The following is a 16,631-nucleotide window of genomic DNA, read 5'->3' as shown; positions in this document are numbered from 1 at the left end:
CGAGCACTATATCGTCATTTTCGGCGCCTCTGAGCGGGCGCCTTAGCCGGTATCGCCGCGCTCGGCGCATCGCGCGCCATGCCTGCGATAGATCCGTGAATTTCAATTGTACTAGATAGTTCAATTGGTCAAGTGAAATTAACGGTCTGGTCCATTTACAGCAGCGCCAGGCGCGCTAGGGTCGCGACCGGTTTGGAACGTAGCGAGATGAATCGGATGGTGACCGCCCCGCCCCTGCCGGCGAAGCGCCGCAAATCGGCGAGCTGGACGCAGGATCCCGAAGGCGTGCGCCGCGACATCCTCGCGGTGGCGCGCGCCGAATTCGTGGAGAACGGCCTCAGCGGCGCCCGCGTCGACGAGATCGCGGCCAAGACCTCCAACAGCAAGCGGATGATCTATTATTATTTCGGCGACAAGGAGGGGCTCTACCGGGCCGTGCTGGAGGAGGCCTATGCCCGCATCCGCACCTTCGAGCGCAGCCTGGATCTCGCCGCCCTGCCGCCGCGCGAGGCGATCGCCACACTGACGGGCTTCACCTTCGATTATCACGCCGACAATCCGGATTTCGTCCGCCTCGTCATGGTCGAGAACATCCATCACGGCCGCCATCTCGCGAGCTCCACCAAGATCAGCGTGCTGAACCTCTCGGCGATCGACATGATCCGCGAGGTCTATGAGCGCGGGCTGGCGGATGGCCTGTTCCGGGAGGGGCTCGACCCGATCGACATCCACCTGACGATCAGCGCGCTGAGCTTCTACAATGTCTCCAACCAGGCCAGCATCCGTCAGGTCTTCGGCCATGACATGGCGGCCCCCGAGGCGCGCGAGCGCCGCCGCCGAAGCGCCATTGAAACCGTGCTGAGGATGGTCTGCCGCTGACGGGCAATGATTGGGTGCCTGTGTCATCGCCTCAGGCCGATCCAGCCAGATCGCGGGCCGCGATCACCGCCATCGCGGCATCGAAGACGGCTTGCGCATGCTCCAGCGCCGGGGCGCCATGATTGGGCACCTCGACCGAAAGCGTCACATCGGCCGGGAGCTCGGCCAGCAGATCCTGCAATGGCAGGACGCCTTGCCCCGGCAATAACCGCCCGCCGCGCGCTTCCTGGATGATCGCCTCGATCGATACGGGCCGCCCGGCTCCTGCATCGCAAAGCTGGGCGCTCCTGATGAGATGTCGCGGCATCTCCCGCAGATCCGCCGGGCTTCCGCCGCCGCGCGCGAGATGCAGTGCATCGACGAGCACGCCGCCATTGGTGCGTTCTGCCTCCAGCACGACACGCGCCGCATCCTGTATGGTCGCCACCTGCCGCCAGGGCATGTTTTCGAGATCGACGCCCAGGCCGAAGCCGGCCGCCAGGTCGCAAAGCCCGGCGAAGTTGGCGACAAGCCGGCCAAGCTCGGGATCGTCACCGCAGACGCTCAGCCGCTGCGCTCCGAGTTCGGCCGCGCTTTCGAGAATCGGCGCCAGGCTGACCGGCGAGAAGCTGCCGTCGATGACGACGAATTCGATATCGTGGACGCGCAGGCCCGTATTCGCGAGCAAAGCCCGCATCGACGCCATCAGCGCGCTGCCCGGCCGGATCTCGTAGAACGGCGCGCCCGGGAAAGCCGGGTGGAGCCGCAAGCCCACCGTGGCGTAGCCGATCTTCGCGGCAAGGGCGACGAAGTCGAGCGGTGCGACATCGATCGTGGTGAAATGCGCGATCCCGAGCGGTGGCAGCGAGGCGGATGACGGCTGCATCGGGATCGCGCTCCCTCGGCTCAGGGCTGAAGCTGGTCGGACAGGCGGGCGCGCAGATTGGTGCCGGTGCGCAGGATATGCTCGCGCAGCTTCTCGCAGGCGTAAGTCCCATCGCGCGCCACCGCGCCCTGCGCGATCTCGCTGTGCTCGGCGGCGACATTGCGATCGCCACCCTGCGCCACCAGAAAAATCCGGCGATAGCGATCGTTCAGATTGTGCAGCATGGCGCAGAAATTCAGCAGCAGCGGCAAACCGCAGCCTCCGATCAGCGTCATATGGAAGTCGCGATGGGCGTGTTCCCAGGCTTCCAGCGTCGCCGGGTCACCAGCAACCCGCTCGGTGCGGTTGAGGCGATGGAGCGCACGCATGACGTCGCTCTCCCAGCTCAGATCGCCATTGGCGATGGCCGAGGAGAGTGCGAGGCTCTCGAATTCGACCCGCAGCCGGGTGATTTCCGCGAGATTGCTCAGCGAAACCGGCGCGACCGAATAGCCCTTGTTGTCGTGCAGTTCGACGAGGCCGACCGCGATCAGGCGGGCCAGCGCCTCGCGCAGCGGGCTCAGCGAGACATCGAGTTCGCGCCTGACCGCGTCGAGATTGATCTTGGTTCCGGGGCGCAGCTCGCCCGACAAAATCGCCTCGCGCAGCCGATCGACCAGACGCGAGGCCTTGGTGTTCTTGCTGTCGCTCGAACCATGGGTCGGTGAGCTGGGCATGGATGCGGGTTCCTCGGAAACGGGACTCCCACCTCTGGCAAATCCAACCTTCGACGCCAATGCATCGGCCGGCTCATCGGCGACAAAACTCATGCTGCCACCTCCTTCCGCCATGCCGGTTCAACCATCACCGATAGCTAGAATAATCGATTATCAATGTCAAATATCAAGACCCGAAAAGCCAAGGCGCGCCAACCCGCATCGTCAATATTTGGCAAGGCAGTCAAAAATGATGTTTGAAATAAGCGCATTACCCCGAAAGTTGATGAAGCGTGCCCGGCAGGCACCCAGCCCCCGGCGCCTGCTCGGGCTCTCTCAAGTTGACAGATAATCGATTTTACTCGATGGAAAGGCGCAAGGAGGACGCCATGATCATCGAGACTCATCACGATGTGACGCGCGATGCGCTGGCCGTGATGGCGCGCACGAAAAACCCGCGTCAGCGCGAAATCCTGGCCTCGCTCGTGACCCATCTCCATGCCTTCATCCGCGATGTGCGCCTGACCGAAATCGAGTTTCGCGAAGCGACCGCGCTCCTGAACGAGATCGGCAAGCTCACCAGCGACAGCCATAACGAGATGGTGCTGATGGCCGGCTCGCTCGGCGTCTCCTCCCTGGTCTGCCTGCTCAACAATGGCGATGGCGGCAACACCGAAACCTCGCAATCGCTGCTCGGCCCGTTCTGGCGATTGAACGCGCCGCATGTCGCGAATGGCGGCACGATCATCCGCTCCGATACGCCAGGCGATCCGCTGCTGGTGACGGCCCGCGTCGTCGACCAGGCCGGCGCGCCCATCGCTGGCGCCGAGGTCGATGTCTGGCACGCCTCGCCGGTCGGGCTTTACGAGAATCAGGATCCCGAACAGGCCGAGATGAACCTGCGCGGCAAATTCACCACCGATGCGGATGGCCGCTTCTGGTTCAGCACGGTGAAGATGGTCGGTTACCCGATCCCGACCGACGGCGTCGTCGGCCGGCTGCTGGCGGCGCAGGACCGGCATCCCTACCGCCCGGCGCATCTGCATGCGCTGGTCGTCAAGCCGGGCTTCAAGGTCCTGATCTCGCAGGTCTACGACCCCAAGGATCCGCATATCGACAGCGACGTCCAGTTCGGCGTCACCAGGGCCCTGCTCGGCGATTATGTCCGCCATGACGAGCCGCACCCATCCGATGCCGGCATCGCCACGCCCTGGTACGCGCTGGACTACACCTATGTGATGGAGCCCGGCGAAACCGTGCTGCCGCGCCCGCCGATCAAGTAGCGGATCCACCGCTTCATTCCGCAAGCCGCCGCGCAGGCGACCATCATGCGCGCAGGAGACCATCATGCTGACCGAAGGCGAGCGCCAACAGGGCGCCGACGCATTGCTCCAGGCGGAGCGCACGCGCCAGGCGATTCCCCAGCTCAGCAAGACCTATCCCGGCATCGAGATCGAGGATGCCTACCGCATCCAGGGTCTCTGGGCGCAGGCGCGAATCGCCAATGGCGCCCGCATGGTGGGCCACAAGATCGGCCTGACCTCGCGCGCCATGCAGATGGCGTCGAAGATGACCGAGCCGGATTATGGCTGCATCCTCGACGACGCGCTCTACAATGACGGAGCTCGGATCAAGGCGAGCGACTTCATCAAGCCGCGCCTGGAGGTCGAACTCGCCTTCGTCATGGGGCAGGACCTGGAAGGCCCTGGCGCGCGCATCTACGACGTCATGCGCGCGACGGAAATGGTGCTGCCGGCGCTTGAGATTATCGATTACCGCACCGAGGTTCCGCGCGCGATCACCGACACCATCGCCGACAATGCCGCCTTCGGGGCGATCGTGGTCGGTGGACGGCCGATCCGTCCGATGGATGTCGATATCCGCTGGATCGGCGCGACGCTGTCGAAGAACGGCCTCATCGAGGAATCCGGCGTCTCGGCCGCGATCATGGGCCACCCCGCAGCCGGCATTGCCTGGCTCGTCAACAAATTGCACGCTGTCGGAACGGGGCTGAGGAAGGGCGAGATCGTGCTCGCCGGCTCCTTTACCCGGCCGGTCGACATCGCAGCCGGCGACGTCGTCCAGGCCGATTACGGTCCGCTCGGCGCCATCGGCGTCTCGTTCAGTTGAGGTTCGCCATGGAACTCCCGCCCAATCTCTTCAAGCGCGCCCTGAATGAGGGCCGCTCGCAGATCGGCCTATGGTGCAGCCTGCCGGGCAGCTATACGGCCGAGGCGGTCGCGGGTTCCGGCTTCGATTGGCTCCTGCTCGACACCGAACATTCACCAGGCGATCCGCTGACCGTGCTGGCGCAGCTCCAGGCGGTCGCGCCCTATCCGGTCTCGGCAGTGGTGCGGCCAGCCAGCAACGACGCCGTGCTGATCAAGCGATTGCTCGATTTCGGCGCGCAGACCCTGCTGATCCCCTATGTCCAGAACGCTGGGGAGGCGCGGGCTGCGGTCTCGGCGATGCGCTATCCGCCCGAGGGCATCAGGGGCGTCTCGGGCGTGACGCGGGCAACCCGCTTCGGCCGCGTCGCGGATTATGGCCGGCGCGCCCATGAGGAGCTCTGCCTGCTCGTGCAGATCGAGACCGGCGAGGCGCTCGACCAATTGGAGGCGATCGCCTCGGTCGATGGCGTCGACGGCGTCTTCATCGGCCCGGCCGATCTGGCGGCGAGCCTCGGCCATGTCGGCCAGCCCGGCCATCCGGAGGTCAAGGCGCTGATCGAGACGGCGATCGGCCGCATCAGGGCCTGCGGCAAGCCGGCCGGCATCCTGACGCCCGACAACGCCTTCGCCGCACGCTGCATCGAGCTCGGCACCACCTTCACGGCCGTGGGCGTCGATGCGGCCATGCTGGTCCGCGCGAGCGAAGCGCTCTGCGAGCAGTTCAAGGGCCCGCGCAGCTGAAGCGGGATCGCTTCAGCCCTGGTCAAGCGCCCGTCGCGCGTGAGCGGCGGCGATATAACGTCCCACCATGTCGGAAAAAGCATCCGCCTTCATCTCGCGGATACCGAGAGCATCGAGTTCGATCATGCGTCTTTTGCGGTTTACCTTGTTGTAAAAGGAAAACCGTGTCCGGTCGGGGAGCGGCGCACCATCGGCCAGAAAGAGCTGTAACGCGAGACGATGCGCGACATGGACCTGGTATCCGACAACAGCGTCCCATCGCACAGGCTGCGCCAGCCAATGCGAGCGCAGCGTCTCCGGCGTAAGGACCATGAGGGGGTGGCTTACCCGGTGACGCACAAAGACGAACAAGCCAAGGCAAAAGACGATACCAGCTCCAAGGATGGCAGCCACTGTCGCCTTGGTGGTCTCGTCATCGCCGAATCCCATCTGGATGGGGAAAAGATAGGTGCAGGCGATGAAGGCGCCGAAGAGCACCGCGATCAGCATCATCGCCGGGGCGGCTATCGGACGGATATTCTCGAAGAGGACGATCTCCTTATCGGCAACACCTGCCACCGCGATCTGTAATTCCTGCCTATATTCGACTTGCGCCTTATCGGCGTTCACCAGGAAATCACTGGACAGATCGCGGCAGAATGCGTCCCAGTCGGCAAAAGCGCGGGCGCCGAAAGACGATGTGTCAGCACCTCGCCGGCGTGTCGCATGCGCCAGCAGCTTTTCATCGACCGGCACGCCAAGCGCCTGAATGCGCTGGGTCGTCGGCGGGTGGCTGTCGGTCGGATGCGGTTGCCTGTCCTCCAGATGCTCGTCGGGGTTTTGAAAACCCTGCTTGGCCGTCAGCGCCGCAACGGCCGCCACCAGATTCGAGCCGAACTGGCGGTCGCCTCGAAAGGCGGCCTCGAGAATGACCTCTATATTTGAATCGGCAATGTGGCTGCGTATGAGTGCGGAAGCGGCTGCATCTGGCCCGCTGGCAAGGCTGCCGCGGCGATCGGCTTCGAATTCCCGTATCCGGCTCCAATGCGCCACTGCCGTATCGAAGCGCGACAAGGCGTGATAGCCGAGGCGAAGACCGGCGCCAATGCCGAAATCGCCATTGAGATCAGCCTGATAGAGGGCTCCGAGCGAACGTTGCAGGCTGGAATAGATGGGCACGAAGCGTTGCGAATAGCGTGTGTCCTCCCCGACAAAGTGGGCGAGTTCATGTCCGACGATTGCGGCGATCTCCGCCGTGTCCAGGAGTTCGAGGAACGGGGCCGGCATATGCAGCGTTCGGCCTTCGACAAGCTGGTCTCCAGGGAGAAGGCGCACGCGGCTCTCCGTCACGTAGAAGCCGCGGGTGAGACCGACCACGATGGTGTCGGGCGGCCCGGCCTGCATGCGCGAGGCGAGATGACGCACGAAGCTCCACAAGGCTGGCGCATCCTGCTCCGTCGCTATGCGTGCCCGCTCGACGATCGGTTCGGGTTCGACGAGCGCGAAGACACGGCGCAGCCCGCGAACCGCGGTGACCGCGCAATACAGGCCGATCCCGGCGAGGAGGATACCTGCAAGGCCAAGCTTGATAGCATCGCCGGAAAGATCGCCCCAGAATGGCAGGCTTATGGTTTCGAACAGCGTGGCGCCCACGCCAGCAAAGCCAAGGCCCAGCATCACCGCAGCCAGCAGGAACGGCAACAATAGCCGGAGGCGCATAAAGCTTCGTACAAGTTGGTCACGAGAGCGGCGAGCACGCCGTCCTGCGAGGTTGGATGCCAGAATGCCAACGGCCCCGCCTAAAAAAGCCAGGATGCCTCCCGCAATCGTCAAATAGGCAAAGGGATGCCGAAGCGCTGATACCGTTTGAAGAAAGCCGTTCTTGCCAGCAGCCTTCTCTACCATGGCAAGCGCCATGGAGGCCGGATAAGACCGCCCGCCTACAAAACGTATCATCGCATTGGGTGTCTCCGCTGCGATAGGCCGAAGTTCGGCGATCGTCCGCGCCATATTCTCGCTGGCGACGCCGACCGACTGGCGGGCCTGACCAGACCTTTCGAGCTGCCATACGCCAAGGGCAGCGAGGGCCAATGGCAGGACGATTAGCCAGAACGTCATCGCGACGACCGGTGGCACACCGCGCCTCCGACCGGCTCCATTTACCTGTGTTGCATCTGTCATCGAACTTGCAGACCCGTTTCAAAACCAAAATGGAAAGCATGCGCCGGCACAGCTCTGTTCATGCCCGTCCATCAACGCATATCGATGGGCGAGGACAAATGACAAAGCAGGACAAAGCTGAGCTGCCCGTTTAGGTGGCCCGGTTACAATCTAACGCCGTGGGCTTGGCGGCGACAGTCGAGCTGGCGGGCGGAGCGGTTTTGCGCGAACGCAAGGGCCGCACGCTACCTTTCGTGTTCAAGTCAGAGGGGGCCTCGCTGCCGACCATCGGCCAACGCGTGCATTCCCCGCTACGGTTCACGCTGATGCAGCGCTGCATACATGGCAGAAAGCTTCTTCTCCCGCCTGCGCCGCACTGAGATCGGCACGCATCACCATATGGCCGGTCCGTACCTCAACGCCTATTCGTCAAAGATGGCGTGGCGTGAGGATCATCGCCGGGCGAGCAATGGTGAGCAGTATTTGATGGTCACCAGCGCGGCTCCTGCGCACCTCGCTAGCCGGATTTGGAAAGGCTACTGGCAGTGCTCCGCGTAACCTTGTATCGTCAGTCTGAGAATGTTGGCGTTTGTATTTTATGGCCATTGAGCTTTCGCATTTAACGCAACTTATTCTTGGGCAGAGAACCGTCCTTACGGTTGGAGATTTGCCACGCCCTGTTGCTAATTACCTTAAAGCCCATCCAGGTATTGTATATTTGAGGCACGCAGAATTGAAGCACATCCTAGGAGATCATAAATTTATTACTCCTTTTGACGTGATGCACTTGACCTTCGCTGTAGAGAAGGGCCGCTATTTTGCTGATCCCAAGCGACCAAACGCAGTAACCTGTATCTACCACAATCCAGACAACCAACTTTTTTACGCTGTGGGGATAAAGACCGCTTCTAACGGCTCCGAAACTTGGATCGCTACATTTCATCGAGCGAAGGATCGCTTTGTTAGCTCTCGCGAACGCAAGTGGCAGCACATCTGCGGTCCGCGAAAATAAAGGCGGCTCCCTTGGGCAAAGGGAGCCGCCATTTCCACGCGCGGTGGGGCCTGCCGGGAACCCCACAAAGCACACATGTCCGCCCGAGACATGGCTACGGCTGGCAGAATTTCACCGTGTTACGTGCGCAGCGATCGTCACTAAGCATAGGCTAGCGAATCAGAATATAACTCATTGTGATTCCTGCGAGAATCCCCATGAACACACATTTTTTCAACAGGGTTATCAAGCGGGTAAGAATACACAACACGTTGCGATGAATCGCCTTTTCGGCTTTTCCACAGGCCATTCCATCGTTTTGCGGCCAGCCCGCGGAACGTTCCCTTTGCATTTGCGCCCGACGTAACCATACTCATGTGCCGCATCTGATGCAGCCTTTTGCCGCGCTTAGCTGCCGCTCCACGGGCGCACTCTGTCTCGCTTACCCTCTGAGGTAATCAGCCCTCGCTTTAGCTGCATGCTCAACGCCTACACCACGCGATGTGCGACGGCGCTGCGCAATACCTTGTCGCCTTAATCCATCCCCTTCGCGCGGATCACGCGCACGGCAAGCTCCCGCGGTCCAGGGGCGCTTCCTCGGCCAGCGCAGCTGGCATAGCTTCCCAAGCTCACGAGGCCGGAACAGCCTTCCTAGCTCCATATAGACGGGGAACTGGAGTTATCCCCAACCTCGAACAACCGGATCGTCGCGTTCGAGTGCGACAGGTCACGGCGCGCATCCACCAGCTTGTCTTCATACGCCTTGATCGCCTCTAGGATGGTGTCGCGGCGGTGGTTGAGGGTGAGGATAACGTTTGGCTCGCTCATCAGAAAACACTACCTGCGCCTCCCTGAACTTCGATGCCGTCACGGAACTCTCCTCGTCCCGATCGCTGGATCGGAACTGGAAAATTCCAGTTCCGATCGGCCGAAACGAGCACGTCAGGTTTGGTTTACCGGTCTCGTGTTCCGGCTTTCGCGTCTCGCTTGATGGTTTTCAGGCCAGCCCCGACAACGCAGCTCAGGTATCGACCGTCGCGTTCAGGGCGTTGCTCTGGATGAACTCGCGGCGCGGCTCCACGACATCGCCCATCAGTTTGACGAAGAGATCGTCGGCCTCGTCGTTCTGGTCATTCTTGACGCGCAGCAGCGAGCGGGCTTCGCGGTCGAGCGTGGTTTCCCAGAGCTGTTCCGGGTTCATCTCGCCGAGACCTTTGTAGCGCTGCAGCGAGACGCCCTTCTTGCCGATGGCCGTGACGGCGTCGAACAGGTCTGTCGGACCGTTGACGGCATGGTCGTCGCCCTTGCGGCTGAGCAGGCCTGGCTTGGCATAGGCCTCCTGCAGCGAGTCGCTCGACGCATCGAGCTTGCGTGCCTCGGCACTGGCGAGCAGGCCGGCATCGATCACTGCGACCTGCTTCACGCCGCGCACCATCCGAGAGAACAGGAAGCCGCCATCGGCGACCTTGCCTTCCCAGCCGCGCTCAAGATCGTCGGAGATCGCATCGAGGCGCACTGCCACGGCGGCCGCCTTCTCGTTGGCCTGCGCTTCGCTGTCCTCGGAGAAGGGATGAAGCGCACCGGCGATCGCCATCTGCTCGACGACGCGGCGGTCATAGCGCGAATGCAATTGCCCAAGGGTGAAGCGGATGCCGCGCGCCTCCTCGATCAGGCCGCGCAGATCGGTGCCGGCCCGCTCGGCGCTGTCGCTGGTCTTGAAGACCGCGCCGTCGAGCGCGGTTTCGACGAGGTAATCCTCGAGCGCGCGCTCGTCCTTGAGATAGGTCTGCGATTTGCCGCGCGCCGCCTTGTAGAGCGGCGGCTGGGCAATGAAGAGATGCCCACGCTCGATCACCTCCGGCATCTGCCGGTAGAAGAAGGTCAGGAGCAGGGTGCGAATGTGGGAGCCGTCCACGTCCGCGTCGGTCATGATGATGATCTTGTGGTAGCGCAGCTTCTCGATATTGAACTCTTCGCGGATGCCGGCACCGAGCGCGATGATCAGCGTGCCGACCTGCTCGGAGGAGAGCATCTTGTCGACGCGCGCCCGCTCGACATTGAGGATCTTGCCGCGCAGGGGCAGCACAGCCTGGTATTCGCGGGCGCGGCCCTGCTTGGCCGAACCGCCGGCCGAGTCACCCTCGACGATGAAGAGTTCCGACTTGGCTGGATCGCGTTCCTGGCAGTCGGCGAGCTTGCCCGGGAGCGAGGCGATGTCGAGCGCGCCCTTGCGGCGGGTGAGGTCGCGCGCCTTGCGGGCGGCCTCGCGTGCGGCAGCGGCTTCGGCGACCTTGCCGACGATCAGCTTGGCCTCGGGCGGGTGCTCTTCGAGCCAGGTCGAGAGCGCCTGGTTGACGACGTTCTCGACGACGGGGCGCACCTCCGAGGAGACCAGCTTGTCCTTGGTCTGCGAGGAGAATTTCGGGTCGGGGACCTTGACCGAGACGATCGCGGTCAGGCCCTCGCGGCAATCATCGCCGGTGAGCGCGACCTTCTCCTTCTTCAGGATGCCCGAGGTCTCGGCATAGCCGGTGATCTGGCGCGTCAGCGCGGCGCGGAAGCCGGCAAGATGGGTGCCACCGTCACGCTGCGGGATGTTGTTGGTGAAGCAGAGCACGTTCTCGTGGTAGCTGTCGTTCCACCACAGCGCGACATCGACGGTGATGCCGTCCTTTTCGGCCGAGAGCATCACCGGCTTGGGGATGATCGCGGTCTTGGCGCGGTCGAGATAGCGCACGAAGGCCTCGACGCCGCCCTCATACATCAACTCCTCGCGCACCACCTCGGCATGGCGGGCGTCGGTCAGGACGATGCGGACGCCCGAATTCAGGAAGGCGAGCTCGCGCAGGCGATGTTCGAGCGTCTTGTAGTCGAACTCGATCATGGTGAAGGTTTCTTGGGACGGGGTGAAGGTCACCTCCGTCCCGCGCTTGTCGCCGGCCGGCCCCACGACCGCGAGCGGCGCCACCGCATCGCCATGGTGGAACTCCATGAAATGCTCCTGGCCACCGCGCCAGATGCGCAGCTTCAGCGAGACCGAGAGCGCGTTCACCACGGAGACGCCGACGCCGTGCAGGCCGCCCGAGACCTTGTAGGAGTTCTGGTCGAACTTACCGCCGGCATGGAGCTGGGTCATGATGACCTCGGCCGCCGAGATGCCTTCCTCGCTGTGGATATTGGTCGGGATACCGCGGCCATTGTCGGTGACGGTGACCGAACCCTCGGCGTTCAGCGTGACGGTGACGAGGTCGGCATGGCCGGCCAGCGCCTCGTCGATCGCGTTGTCGACCACCTCATAGACCATGTGATGCAGGCCCGAGCCGTCATCGGTGTCGCCGATATACATGCCGGGGCGCTTGCGCACCGCATCCAAGCCTTTGAGAACCTTGATAGAATCGGCGCCATAGGCGGCATCTTCAAGGTCGCGGGCAGCATCGCTCATGTCGTGGTCCTTCGGCGGAGGCGCGGGCATCCGCGATCGTCTTGATTCGTATGGCTGAATATAGGGGGTAATGACGGCTTTTTCACGCGTGTACGCGTGCGTGCGCGAGTCCGGACCGGACCGGAGTGAAACTTAACACTTGTGTTGACTTCAACATTAATGTGGAATGTGATAATTCACATCGAGATGCACGAGTTCAGATGAACGCTCAGGAGTTGAAGAAGTGGCTTGCGGCCAGGGGCTGCACTTTCGAAGCCAAGAAGGGCGGATCAGGCCATCTCGTGGTGCGCCGTGGTGCGCTGAAATCCGAAATTCCGATGCATGGGGCGCGTAAGGAACTCGGCACGGGTCTCGTTAACGCGATCAAGAAACAACTGGGACTGAAGTGATGCTGGCTTATCATGTCGAACTGACGCCGGACGACAACGAGACGCTGCTTGTCCTTTGCCCGTCCCTGCCCATGGTCGCAAGCTTCGGGGCGACCCGCGAGGAGGCGCTTCTTCATGCTAGGGACGCCATTGAAACCGCACTCGCGAGCATGATCGCGGACGGGGAGATCATTCCGCTGGCCGATACAGCGGGAACGCTCGTGCGCTTGCCCATGCTGACGACGCTCAAGGTCGAACTCTACCGCGCCTTGCGCGAATCCGGGATGACGCGCGCTGACTTGACCCGGCGTCTCGGCTGGAAGCGCGAATCCGTCGACCGGCTGTTCAGGCTCGATCACGCCTCGCGTCTGGAACAGATCGAGGCGGCGATGGCTGCCGTCGGTAAGGCCTTCGACGTCGAAGTTCTCGCAGCCGCCTGACGTCCTATCCGTCAAACCCCGCGATCGCCTCCAGGAAGGCCTCGCCATATTGCGTGAGCTTGCGCTCGCCGACGCCTTCGATCGCGCGCATCGCCTCCAGCCCCAGCGGCCGCTCGCGCGCCATCGCGATCAGGGTGCGGTCGGTGAAGATGATGTAGGCCGCGACGCCCTCCTCGCGGGCGATCGACAGGCGCAGCTGCCTGAGATGTTCGAACAGCCCGGCCGTGCCCTCGTCGAGCCCGTCGGCGCGGGCCGCCTCGCGCCCGGCGCGACGCGTACGGCGATCGGCATGGAGATCGGCCCGAAGCGCGATCGCCTCGCGGCCGAACAGGATATCTTCGCCCTTCGGGGTCAGGCAGAAGCCGCCATGCTCGACGCTGGCCTCGGCCAGGGCGCCGGCGGCGAAGAGTTTTCGCGTCAACGCGGTCCAGGCGCTCTTGGACTTATCCTGGCCGACGCCGAAGGTCTTCAGCCCGTCATGGTTCTGGCGGCGGATAGTCTCGGACATGGTGCCGGTCAGGATGTCGGCGAGATGGCCCGCGCCGAAGCGCTGGCCCGAGCGCGCCACCGCCGAGAGCAGCTTTCGCGCATCGAGCGTAGCATCGGTCAATTCGGCCTCGCCGCCGCAGAGATCGCAGCGGATCGGCGCGTTGCCATGCCGGCAGGTCTGCGTCTCCTCGCCGAAATAGGCGAGCAGCGCGCTCCTGCGACAAAGCGCGGATTCGCACAGGTCGATCATGGCGTTCAGGCGCTTGTGCTCGATCCGGCGGCGCTCGTCCTCGACCGCCTTCTCGTCGATCTGGCGGCGGCGCAGCGCCATGTCCTCGATGCCGTAGAGGGTCAGCGTGTCGGCCGGCAGGCCATCGCGGCCGGCGCGGCCGATCTCCTGGTAATAGCTCTCGATCGAGCCCGGCATGTCGGCATGGACGACGAAGCGGACATCGGGTTTGTTGATGCCCATGCCGAAGGCGATGGTGGCGCAGACGACGACGCCGTCCTCCTGCAGGAAGATGTCCTGATTGCGGTTGCGCAGACCCTGCTCCATGCCGGCATGATAGGGCAGCGCATTGTAGCCCTTCTCGCGCAGACCCTCGCTCAAACGCTCGGTACGGCCGCGCGAGGAGCAGTAGACGATGCCGCTGCCGCCGCGATGGCGCGTCAGGAACTCGGCGATCTGGCGCTTGGGCTGGTCCTTGGGCGCGAAGGCGAGCTTCAGATTCGGGCGGTCGAAGGAGTGGACGACGCTGTGCGGCGGCTTGGGGAAGAGCTGCTGGGCGATGTCCTCGCGCGTCTGCCGGTCGGCGGTTGCGGTCAGGGCCGTCACCGGCACGCCGCCCAGGGCCTCGCGCGCCTTGGCGAGCAGGCGGTATTCAGGGCGGAAATCATGGCCCCATTGCGAGACGCAATGCGCCTCGTCGATGGCGAGTCGGGTCACGCCGAGCCGGCGCAGGCGCGAGACCAGCCCGTCGCCCGCCAAGCGCTCGGGCGAAACGAAGAGCAGGCGCAATTCGCCTGCATTGAGCTTGTCCCAGGCTTCAGTGGCCTCGGTTTCGCTGTTCATCGAATTGAGCGAGGCGGCGGCGACGCCGGCCCGCGTCAATTGCCCGACTTGATCGCGCATCAGGGCAATCAATGGCGAGACCACCAGCGTCAAACCACCCGCGACCAGCGCCGGTAGCTGATAGCACATCGATTTACCCGAGCCCGTCGGCATCACGGCGAAGACGTCTTCGCCGGCAAGCGCGGCCGCGATCACCTCCCATTGGCCGGGACGGAATTCGTCATAGCCGAAGACGGATTTGAGGATCGCGCGGGCGTCTGATTCGCGGGATTGCGGCATGAGGAGTGGTGTGCCCGACCGCCGCGCGGATTGCCAGCCTCAGGACAGCCCGGCCAACAGATGAAGCGCGGCCGCAAGGGCGAAAGCCGCCGTGATCAGCCCGGATGCGAGCGGGCGCAGATCGAACCAGAGCAACTGGAGCGCCAATCGCAGCAGCCAGAACAGGCCGCCCGCGACGGGAAGCAGCCAGGATGCCTCGGGATCTCCCGCCTGCCAGATCAACGCCGCGCCATAGACGACGAAGACGAAGCTCAGCATCACATTGAGCGTTTGCGTGATAGCGCTGTTCAGCCCGCCCGATGGCGCAAGCCGTTCCGGCCAGCCGAAGAGCCGCCAGAACGCCGCATGGAACAGCGCGAAACCGAGATCGAGCAGGCCCGCCGCCAGCAGCACGGAGGTTCAGCTGCGCATGGCGATGGCGGCGGCAGCCCCCGCCATGACGCCGCCCGTCAATCGGTTGATCCGGCGCAGCGCGCGCGGGCTCGCTACCAGCCTGCGAGCGCGGTCGGCCGCATAGGCATAGGCGATCAGGGTCGAGCTGATGATCAGTGCGATCAGCGTGGCGATCTCGGCGAAGGCAAGCAGCGTCAGGGCGGAGAGGTCGACGACCAGCGGCAGGATCGACAGGAAGAAGACGATGACCTTGGGATTGCCCATCGTCAGCGTGATGCCGCCCAGGAACAGGCGCCACCCTTCGCCGCGTGCCGCCGGAGTCTGCTGCAACGCTCCCGCGGGCGCCCTCCAGAGCCTGAAGGCGAGATAAAGTAGATAGGCGCAGCCGGCATATTTGATCGCGATGAACAGCCCGTGGAAGCTCTGCATCAGCACGGCGAGCCCGAGCGCGGTCAGCGAGAGCCAGACCAGATCGCCCGCGGCAATGCCGGCGGCAAAGGGCAGCGAGCGGCGAAAGCCGGCGGCGAGCGAACGCGCAACCAGCGCCGCAATGGCTGGCCCCGGCGAGGCGACGGCGAGGAAGTAGACGCCGGCGAAAATCAGAAGGCTCGAAAGGTCCATAGCGCCCACCGCATTGCCGTGTTGGAGCGCAAGCTAGCAGCCTTGCCGCATCCCGTCTCATCGCATTGCGTGGCCTGATCGATCAGACGGCCGCGAGCAGGATGCGAAAAAGTGGGAACCGGTTTTTCGCATCCTGCTCTCACTTTTAGATGAGAGACGGATTCAGATTTCAGATCGGATCACTTAGTGATCCGATCTGAAATCATCCGGCTCTCGCGCACGACCGCATGATGCTTGTCGGCGCGAGCCTGCGCGAGCTCGCCGAGGAAGTCGCCGATCGAACGCTCCAGCTCCTGCGACAGGCTAGACGCCGCCTTGACACGCTGGTCCATCTGCCGCGCCAATTCCGCCGCCTCGCCCGCGAGCCCCTCGACGAGTGCGGCGTGATGGGCGATCGCATCGACACCGGAGGACGAGGTCTCGGCGCGCTCGGCGATGGCGTGGATCCGGCCGGTCTGTTCCGCGACGGATTCGGCGACGATCCGCGCGCTCTCCTGCATCGCCTGCATGGTCTGGCTGAGTTCGCGCACCGCGCCCTCGATCGCCTGGCCCGCGCTGACGACTTCGGCGACACCCTGGCGGATCGTCTCGGTGGCGCTGTTGGTCGCGGTCGCCAGCGATTTGACCTCGGCCGCCACGACCGCGAAGCCGCGCCCGGCCTCGCCCGCGCGCGCCGCCTCGATGGTGGCGTTGAGGGCGAGCAGATTGGTTTGGGAAGCGAGATTGCGGATCAGTTCGACGACGCTGCCGATCCGCTCATTCGCCTGGCGCAGCGCGGCGACATTATCCGTGATGCCGCGACATTCGGCGCTGGCCTCGTCGGTGGCGCGGCGCGAGATTGCGCTCTCCTGCCTGATCCGCTCGCTGGAGGCTCCGAAAGCCCGGGTTGCCGCGACGATTTCCGCCACCGAGGCCGAGACCTGCTCGGGACGGCGCTGGGTTCCCGCGACCGCCGAGAGCGTGGCCCCGGCCTTGCCGGACAGCGCCTCGGAGAAGCCCGTGACCTCGCCCATGCCGGCCTCGATCGCCTGGATGCGCTCGGCGAT

Annotated in this window: 14 protein-coding genes and 1 pseudogene; 7 read left to right on the top strand and 8 right to left on the bottom strand. The window is 63.9% G+C overall.

What is annotated here, in order from left to right:
- Positions 1-207: 207 nt before the first annotated feature.
- Positions 208-879 (top strand): TetR/AcrR family transcriptional regulator, encoded by a 672-nt coding sequence (locus BHK69_RS05690; RefSeq protein ID WP_083269140.1) that lies wholly within the window; start codon positions 208-210, stop codon positions 877-879.
- A 31-nt stretch (positions 880-910) separates the two neighbouring features.
- Here BHK69_RS05690 and BHK69_RS05685 read toward each other — a convergent pair whose 3' ends face one another.
- The gene (locus BHK69_RS05685) at positions 911-1,744 is read right to left on the bottom strand and encodes a sugar phosphate isomerase/epimerase family protein (RefSeq protein WP_069689254.1); all 834 of its coding nucleotides are present in this window, start codon (positions 1,742-1,744) and stop codon (positions 911-913) included.
- A 20-nt stretch (positions 1,745-1,764) separates the two neighbouring features.
- Entirely contained in the window at positions 1,765-2,460 is a 696-nt protein-coding gene (locus tag BHK69_RS05680; protein ID WP_069689253.1) for a GntR family transcriptional regulator, read from the bottom strand.
- Positions 2,461-2,828: 368 nt separating this feature from the next.
- Between BHK69_RS05680 and BHK69_RS05675 the strand changes: the two genes are divergently transcribed.
- The 3 genes from BHK69_RS05675 to hpaI all read left to right on the top strand — a co-directional run bounded on the left by BHK69_RS05675 (position 2,829) and on the right by hpaI (position 5,351).
- The gene (locus BHK69_RS05675) at positions 2,829-3,722 is read left to right on the top strand and encodes a dioxygenase family protein (RefSeq protein WP_069693405.1); all 894 of its coding nucleotides are present in this window, start codon (positions 2,829-2,831) and stop codon (positions 3,720-3,722) included.
- A 64-nt stretch (positions 3,723-3,786) separates the two neighbouring features.
- Positions 3,787-4,569 carry a 2-oxo-hept-4-ene-1,7-dioate hydratase gene (hpaH, locus tag BHK69_RS05670; protein ID WP_069689252.1) on the top strand — a complete coding sequence of 261 codons (783 nt, stop codon included), beginning with the start codon at positions 3,787-3,789 and terminating at the stop codon, positions 4,567-4,569.
- Between the two features lie 8 nt (positions 4,570-4,577).
- On the top strand, positions 4,578-5,351 hold the full coding sequence (gene hpaI, locus BHK69_RS05665) for a 4-hydroxy-2-oxoheptanedioate aldolase (RefSeq protein ID WP_069689251.1): 774 nt from the start codon (positions 4,578-4,580) through the stop codon (positions 5,349-5,351).
- Between the two features lie 12 nt (positions 5,352-5,363).
- On the opposite strand, the gene BHK69_RS05660 is transcribed toward hpaI, so the two are convergent.
- Positions 5,364-7,466, bottom strand: coding sequence for a M48 family metallopeptidase (locus BHK69_RS05660; RefSeq protein WP_244548411.1), 2,103 nt, complete (start codon positions 7,464-7,466; stop codon positions 5,364-5,366).
- A gap of 369 nt (positions 7,467-7,835) precedes the next feature.
- Between BHK69_RS05660 and BHK69_RS05655 the strand changes: the two are divergent.
- Positions 7,836-8,048 (top strand): annotated as a pseudogene (locus BHK69_RS05655) (transposase); the annotation flags it as partial.
- Positions 8,049-9,502: 1,454 nt separating this feature from the next.
- Here the strand turns inward: BHK69_RS05655 and gyrB are convergent.
- Positions 9,503-11,923, bottom strand: a complete 2,421-nt coding sequence (gene gyrB, locus BHK69_RS05650) for a DNA topoisomerase (ATP-hydrolyzing) subunit B (RefSeq protein ID WP_069693404.1) — start codon at positions 11,921-11,923, stop codon at positions 9,503-9,505.
- Positions 11,924-12,123: 200 nt separating this feature from the next.
- Between gyrB and BHK69_RS05645 the strand changes: the two genes are divergently transcribed.
- The gene (locus BHK69_RS05645) at positions 12,124-12,312 is read left to right on the top strand and encodes a type II toxin-antitoxin system HicA family toxin (RefSeq protein WP_069689248.1); all 189 of its coding nucleotides are present in this window, start codon (positions 12,124-12,126) and stop codon (positions 12,310-12,312) included.
- Positions 12,312-12,731, top strand: coding sequence for a type II toxin-antitoxin system HicB family antitoxin (locus BHK69_RS05640; RefSeq protein ID WP_069689247.1), 420 nt, complete (start codon positions 12,312-12,314; stop codon positions 12,729-12,731). Before BHK69_RS05645 ends, BHK69_RS05640 begins: the two co-directional genes overlap by 1 nt.
- Before the next feature lie 4 nt (positions 12,732-12,735).
- Here BHK69_RS05640 and recQ read toward each other — a convergent pair whose 3' ends face one another.
- From recQ to BHK69_RS33545, 4 genes are all read right to left on the bottom strand, one after another.
- A complete protein-coding gene (recQ, locus tag BHK69_RS05635) occupies positions 12,736-14,571 on the bottom strand; it encodes a DNA helicase RecQ (protein WP_069689246.1) in 1,836 nt (611 codons plus the stop codon).
- Between the two features lie 39 nt (positions 14,572-14,610).
- Positions 14,611-14,964, bottom strand: coding sequence for a hypothetical protein (locus BHK69_RS05630; RefSeq protein ID WP_069689245.1), 354 nt, complete (start codon positions 14,962-14,964; stop codon positions 14,611-14,613).
- 6 nt (positions 14,965-14,970) lie between these two features.
- Positions 14,971-15,585, bottom strand: coding sequence for a LysE family translocator (locus BHK69_RS05625; RefSeq protein WP_069689244.1), 615 nt, complete (start codon positions 15,583-15,585; stop codon positions 14,971-14,973).
- Between the two features lie 179 nt (positions 15,586-15,764).
- Positions 15,765-16,598, bottom strand: a complete 834-nt coding sequence (locus BHK69_RS33545) for a methyl-accepting chemotaxis protein (RefSeq protein ID WP_425285559.1) — start codon at positions 16,596-16,598, stop codon at positions 15,765-15,767.
- Between the last annotated feature and the right edge of the window lie 33 nt (positions 16,599-16,631).

The sequence above is a fragment of the Bosea vaviloviae genome, from assembly GCF_001741865.1.
GTDB classification, from domain to species: domain Bacteria; phylum Pseudomonadota; class Alphaproteobacteria; order Rhizobiales; family Beijerinckiaceae; genus Allobosea; species Allobosea vaviloviae.
This window is presented reverse-complemented; position numbering and strand designations above follow the sequence as displayed.

Excerpts from the sequence above, each read along its gene's own strand:
- BHK69_RS05690 (WP_083269140.1), top strand. The coding sequence starts at position 208 with ATGAATCGGATGGTGACCGCCCCGCCCCTGCCGGCGAAGCGCCGCAAA.
- BHK69_RS05685 (WP_069689254.1), bottom strand. The coding sequence starts at position 1,744 with ATGCAGCCGTCATCCGCCTCGCTGCCACCGCTCGGGATCGCGCATTTC.
- BHK69_RS05680 (WP_069689253.1), bottom strand. The coding sequence starts at position 2,460 with ATGCCCAGCTCACCGACCCATGGTTCGAGCGACAGCAAGAACACCAAG.
- BHK69_RS05675 (WP_069693405.1), top strand. The coding sequence starts at position 2,829 with ATGATCATCGAGACTCATCACGATGTGACGCGCGATGCGCTGGCCGTG.
- hpaH (WP_069689252.1), top strand. The coding sequence starts at position 3,787 with ATGCTGACCGAAGGCGAGCGCCAACAGGGCGCCGACGCATTGCTCCAG.
- hpaI (WP_069689251.1), top strand. The coding sequence starts at position 4,578 with ATGGAACTCCCGCCCAATCTCTTCAAGCGCGCCCTGAATGAGGGCCGC.
- gyrB (WP_069693404.1), bottom strand. The coding sequence starts at position 11,923 with ATGAGCGATGCTGCCCGCGACCTTGAAGATGCCGCCTATGGCGCCGAT.
- BHK69_RS05645 (WP_069689248.1), top strand. The coding sequence starts at position 12,124 with ATGAACGCTCAGGAGTTGAAGAAGTGGCTTGCGGCCAGGGGCTGCACT.
- BHK69_RS05640 (WP_069689247.1), top strand. The coding sequence starts at position 12,312 with ATGCTGGCTTATCATGTCGAACTGACGCCGGACGACAACGAGACGCTG.
- recQ (WP_069689246.1), bottom strand. The coding sequence starts at position 14,571 with ATGCCGCAATCCCGCGAATCAGACGCCCGCGCGATCCTCAAATCCGTC.
- BHK69_RS05625 (WP_069689244.1), bottom strand. The coding sequence starts at position 15,585 with ATGGACCTTTCGAGCCTTCTGATTTTCGCCGGCGTCTACTTCCTCGCC.
- BHK69_RS33545 (WP_425285559.1), bottom strand. The coding sequence starts at position 16,598 with ATGGGCGAGGTCACGGGCTTCTCCGAGGCGCTGTCCGGCAAGGCCGGG.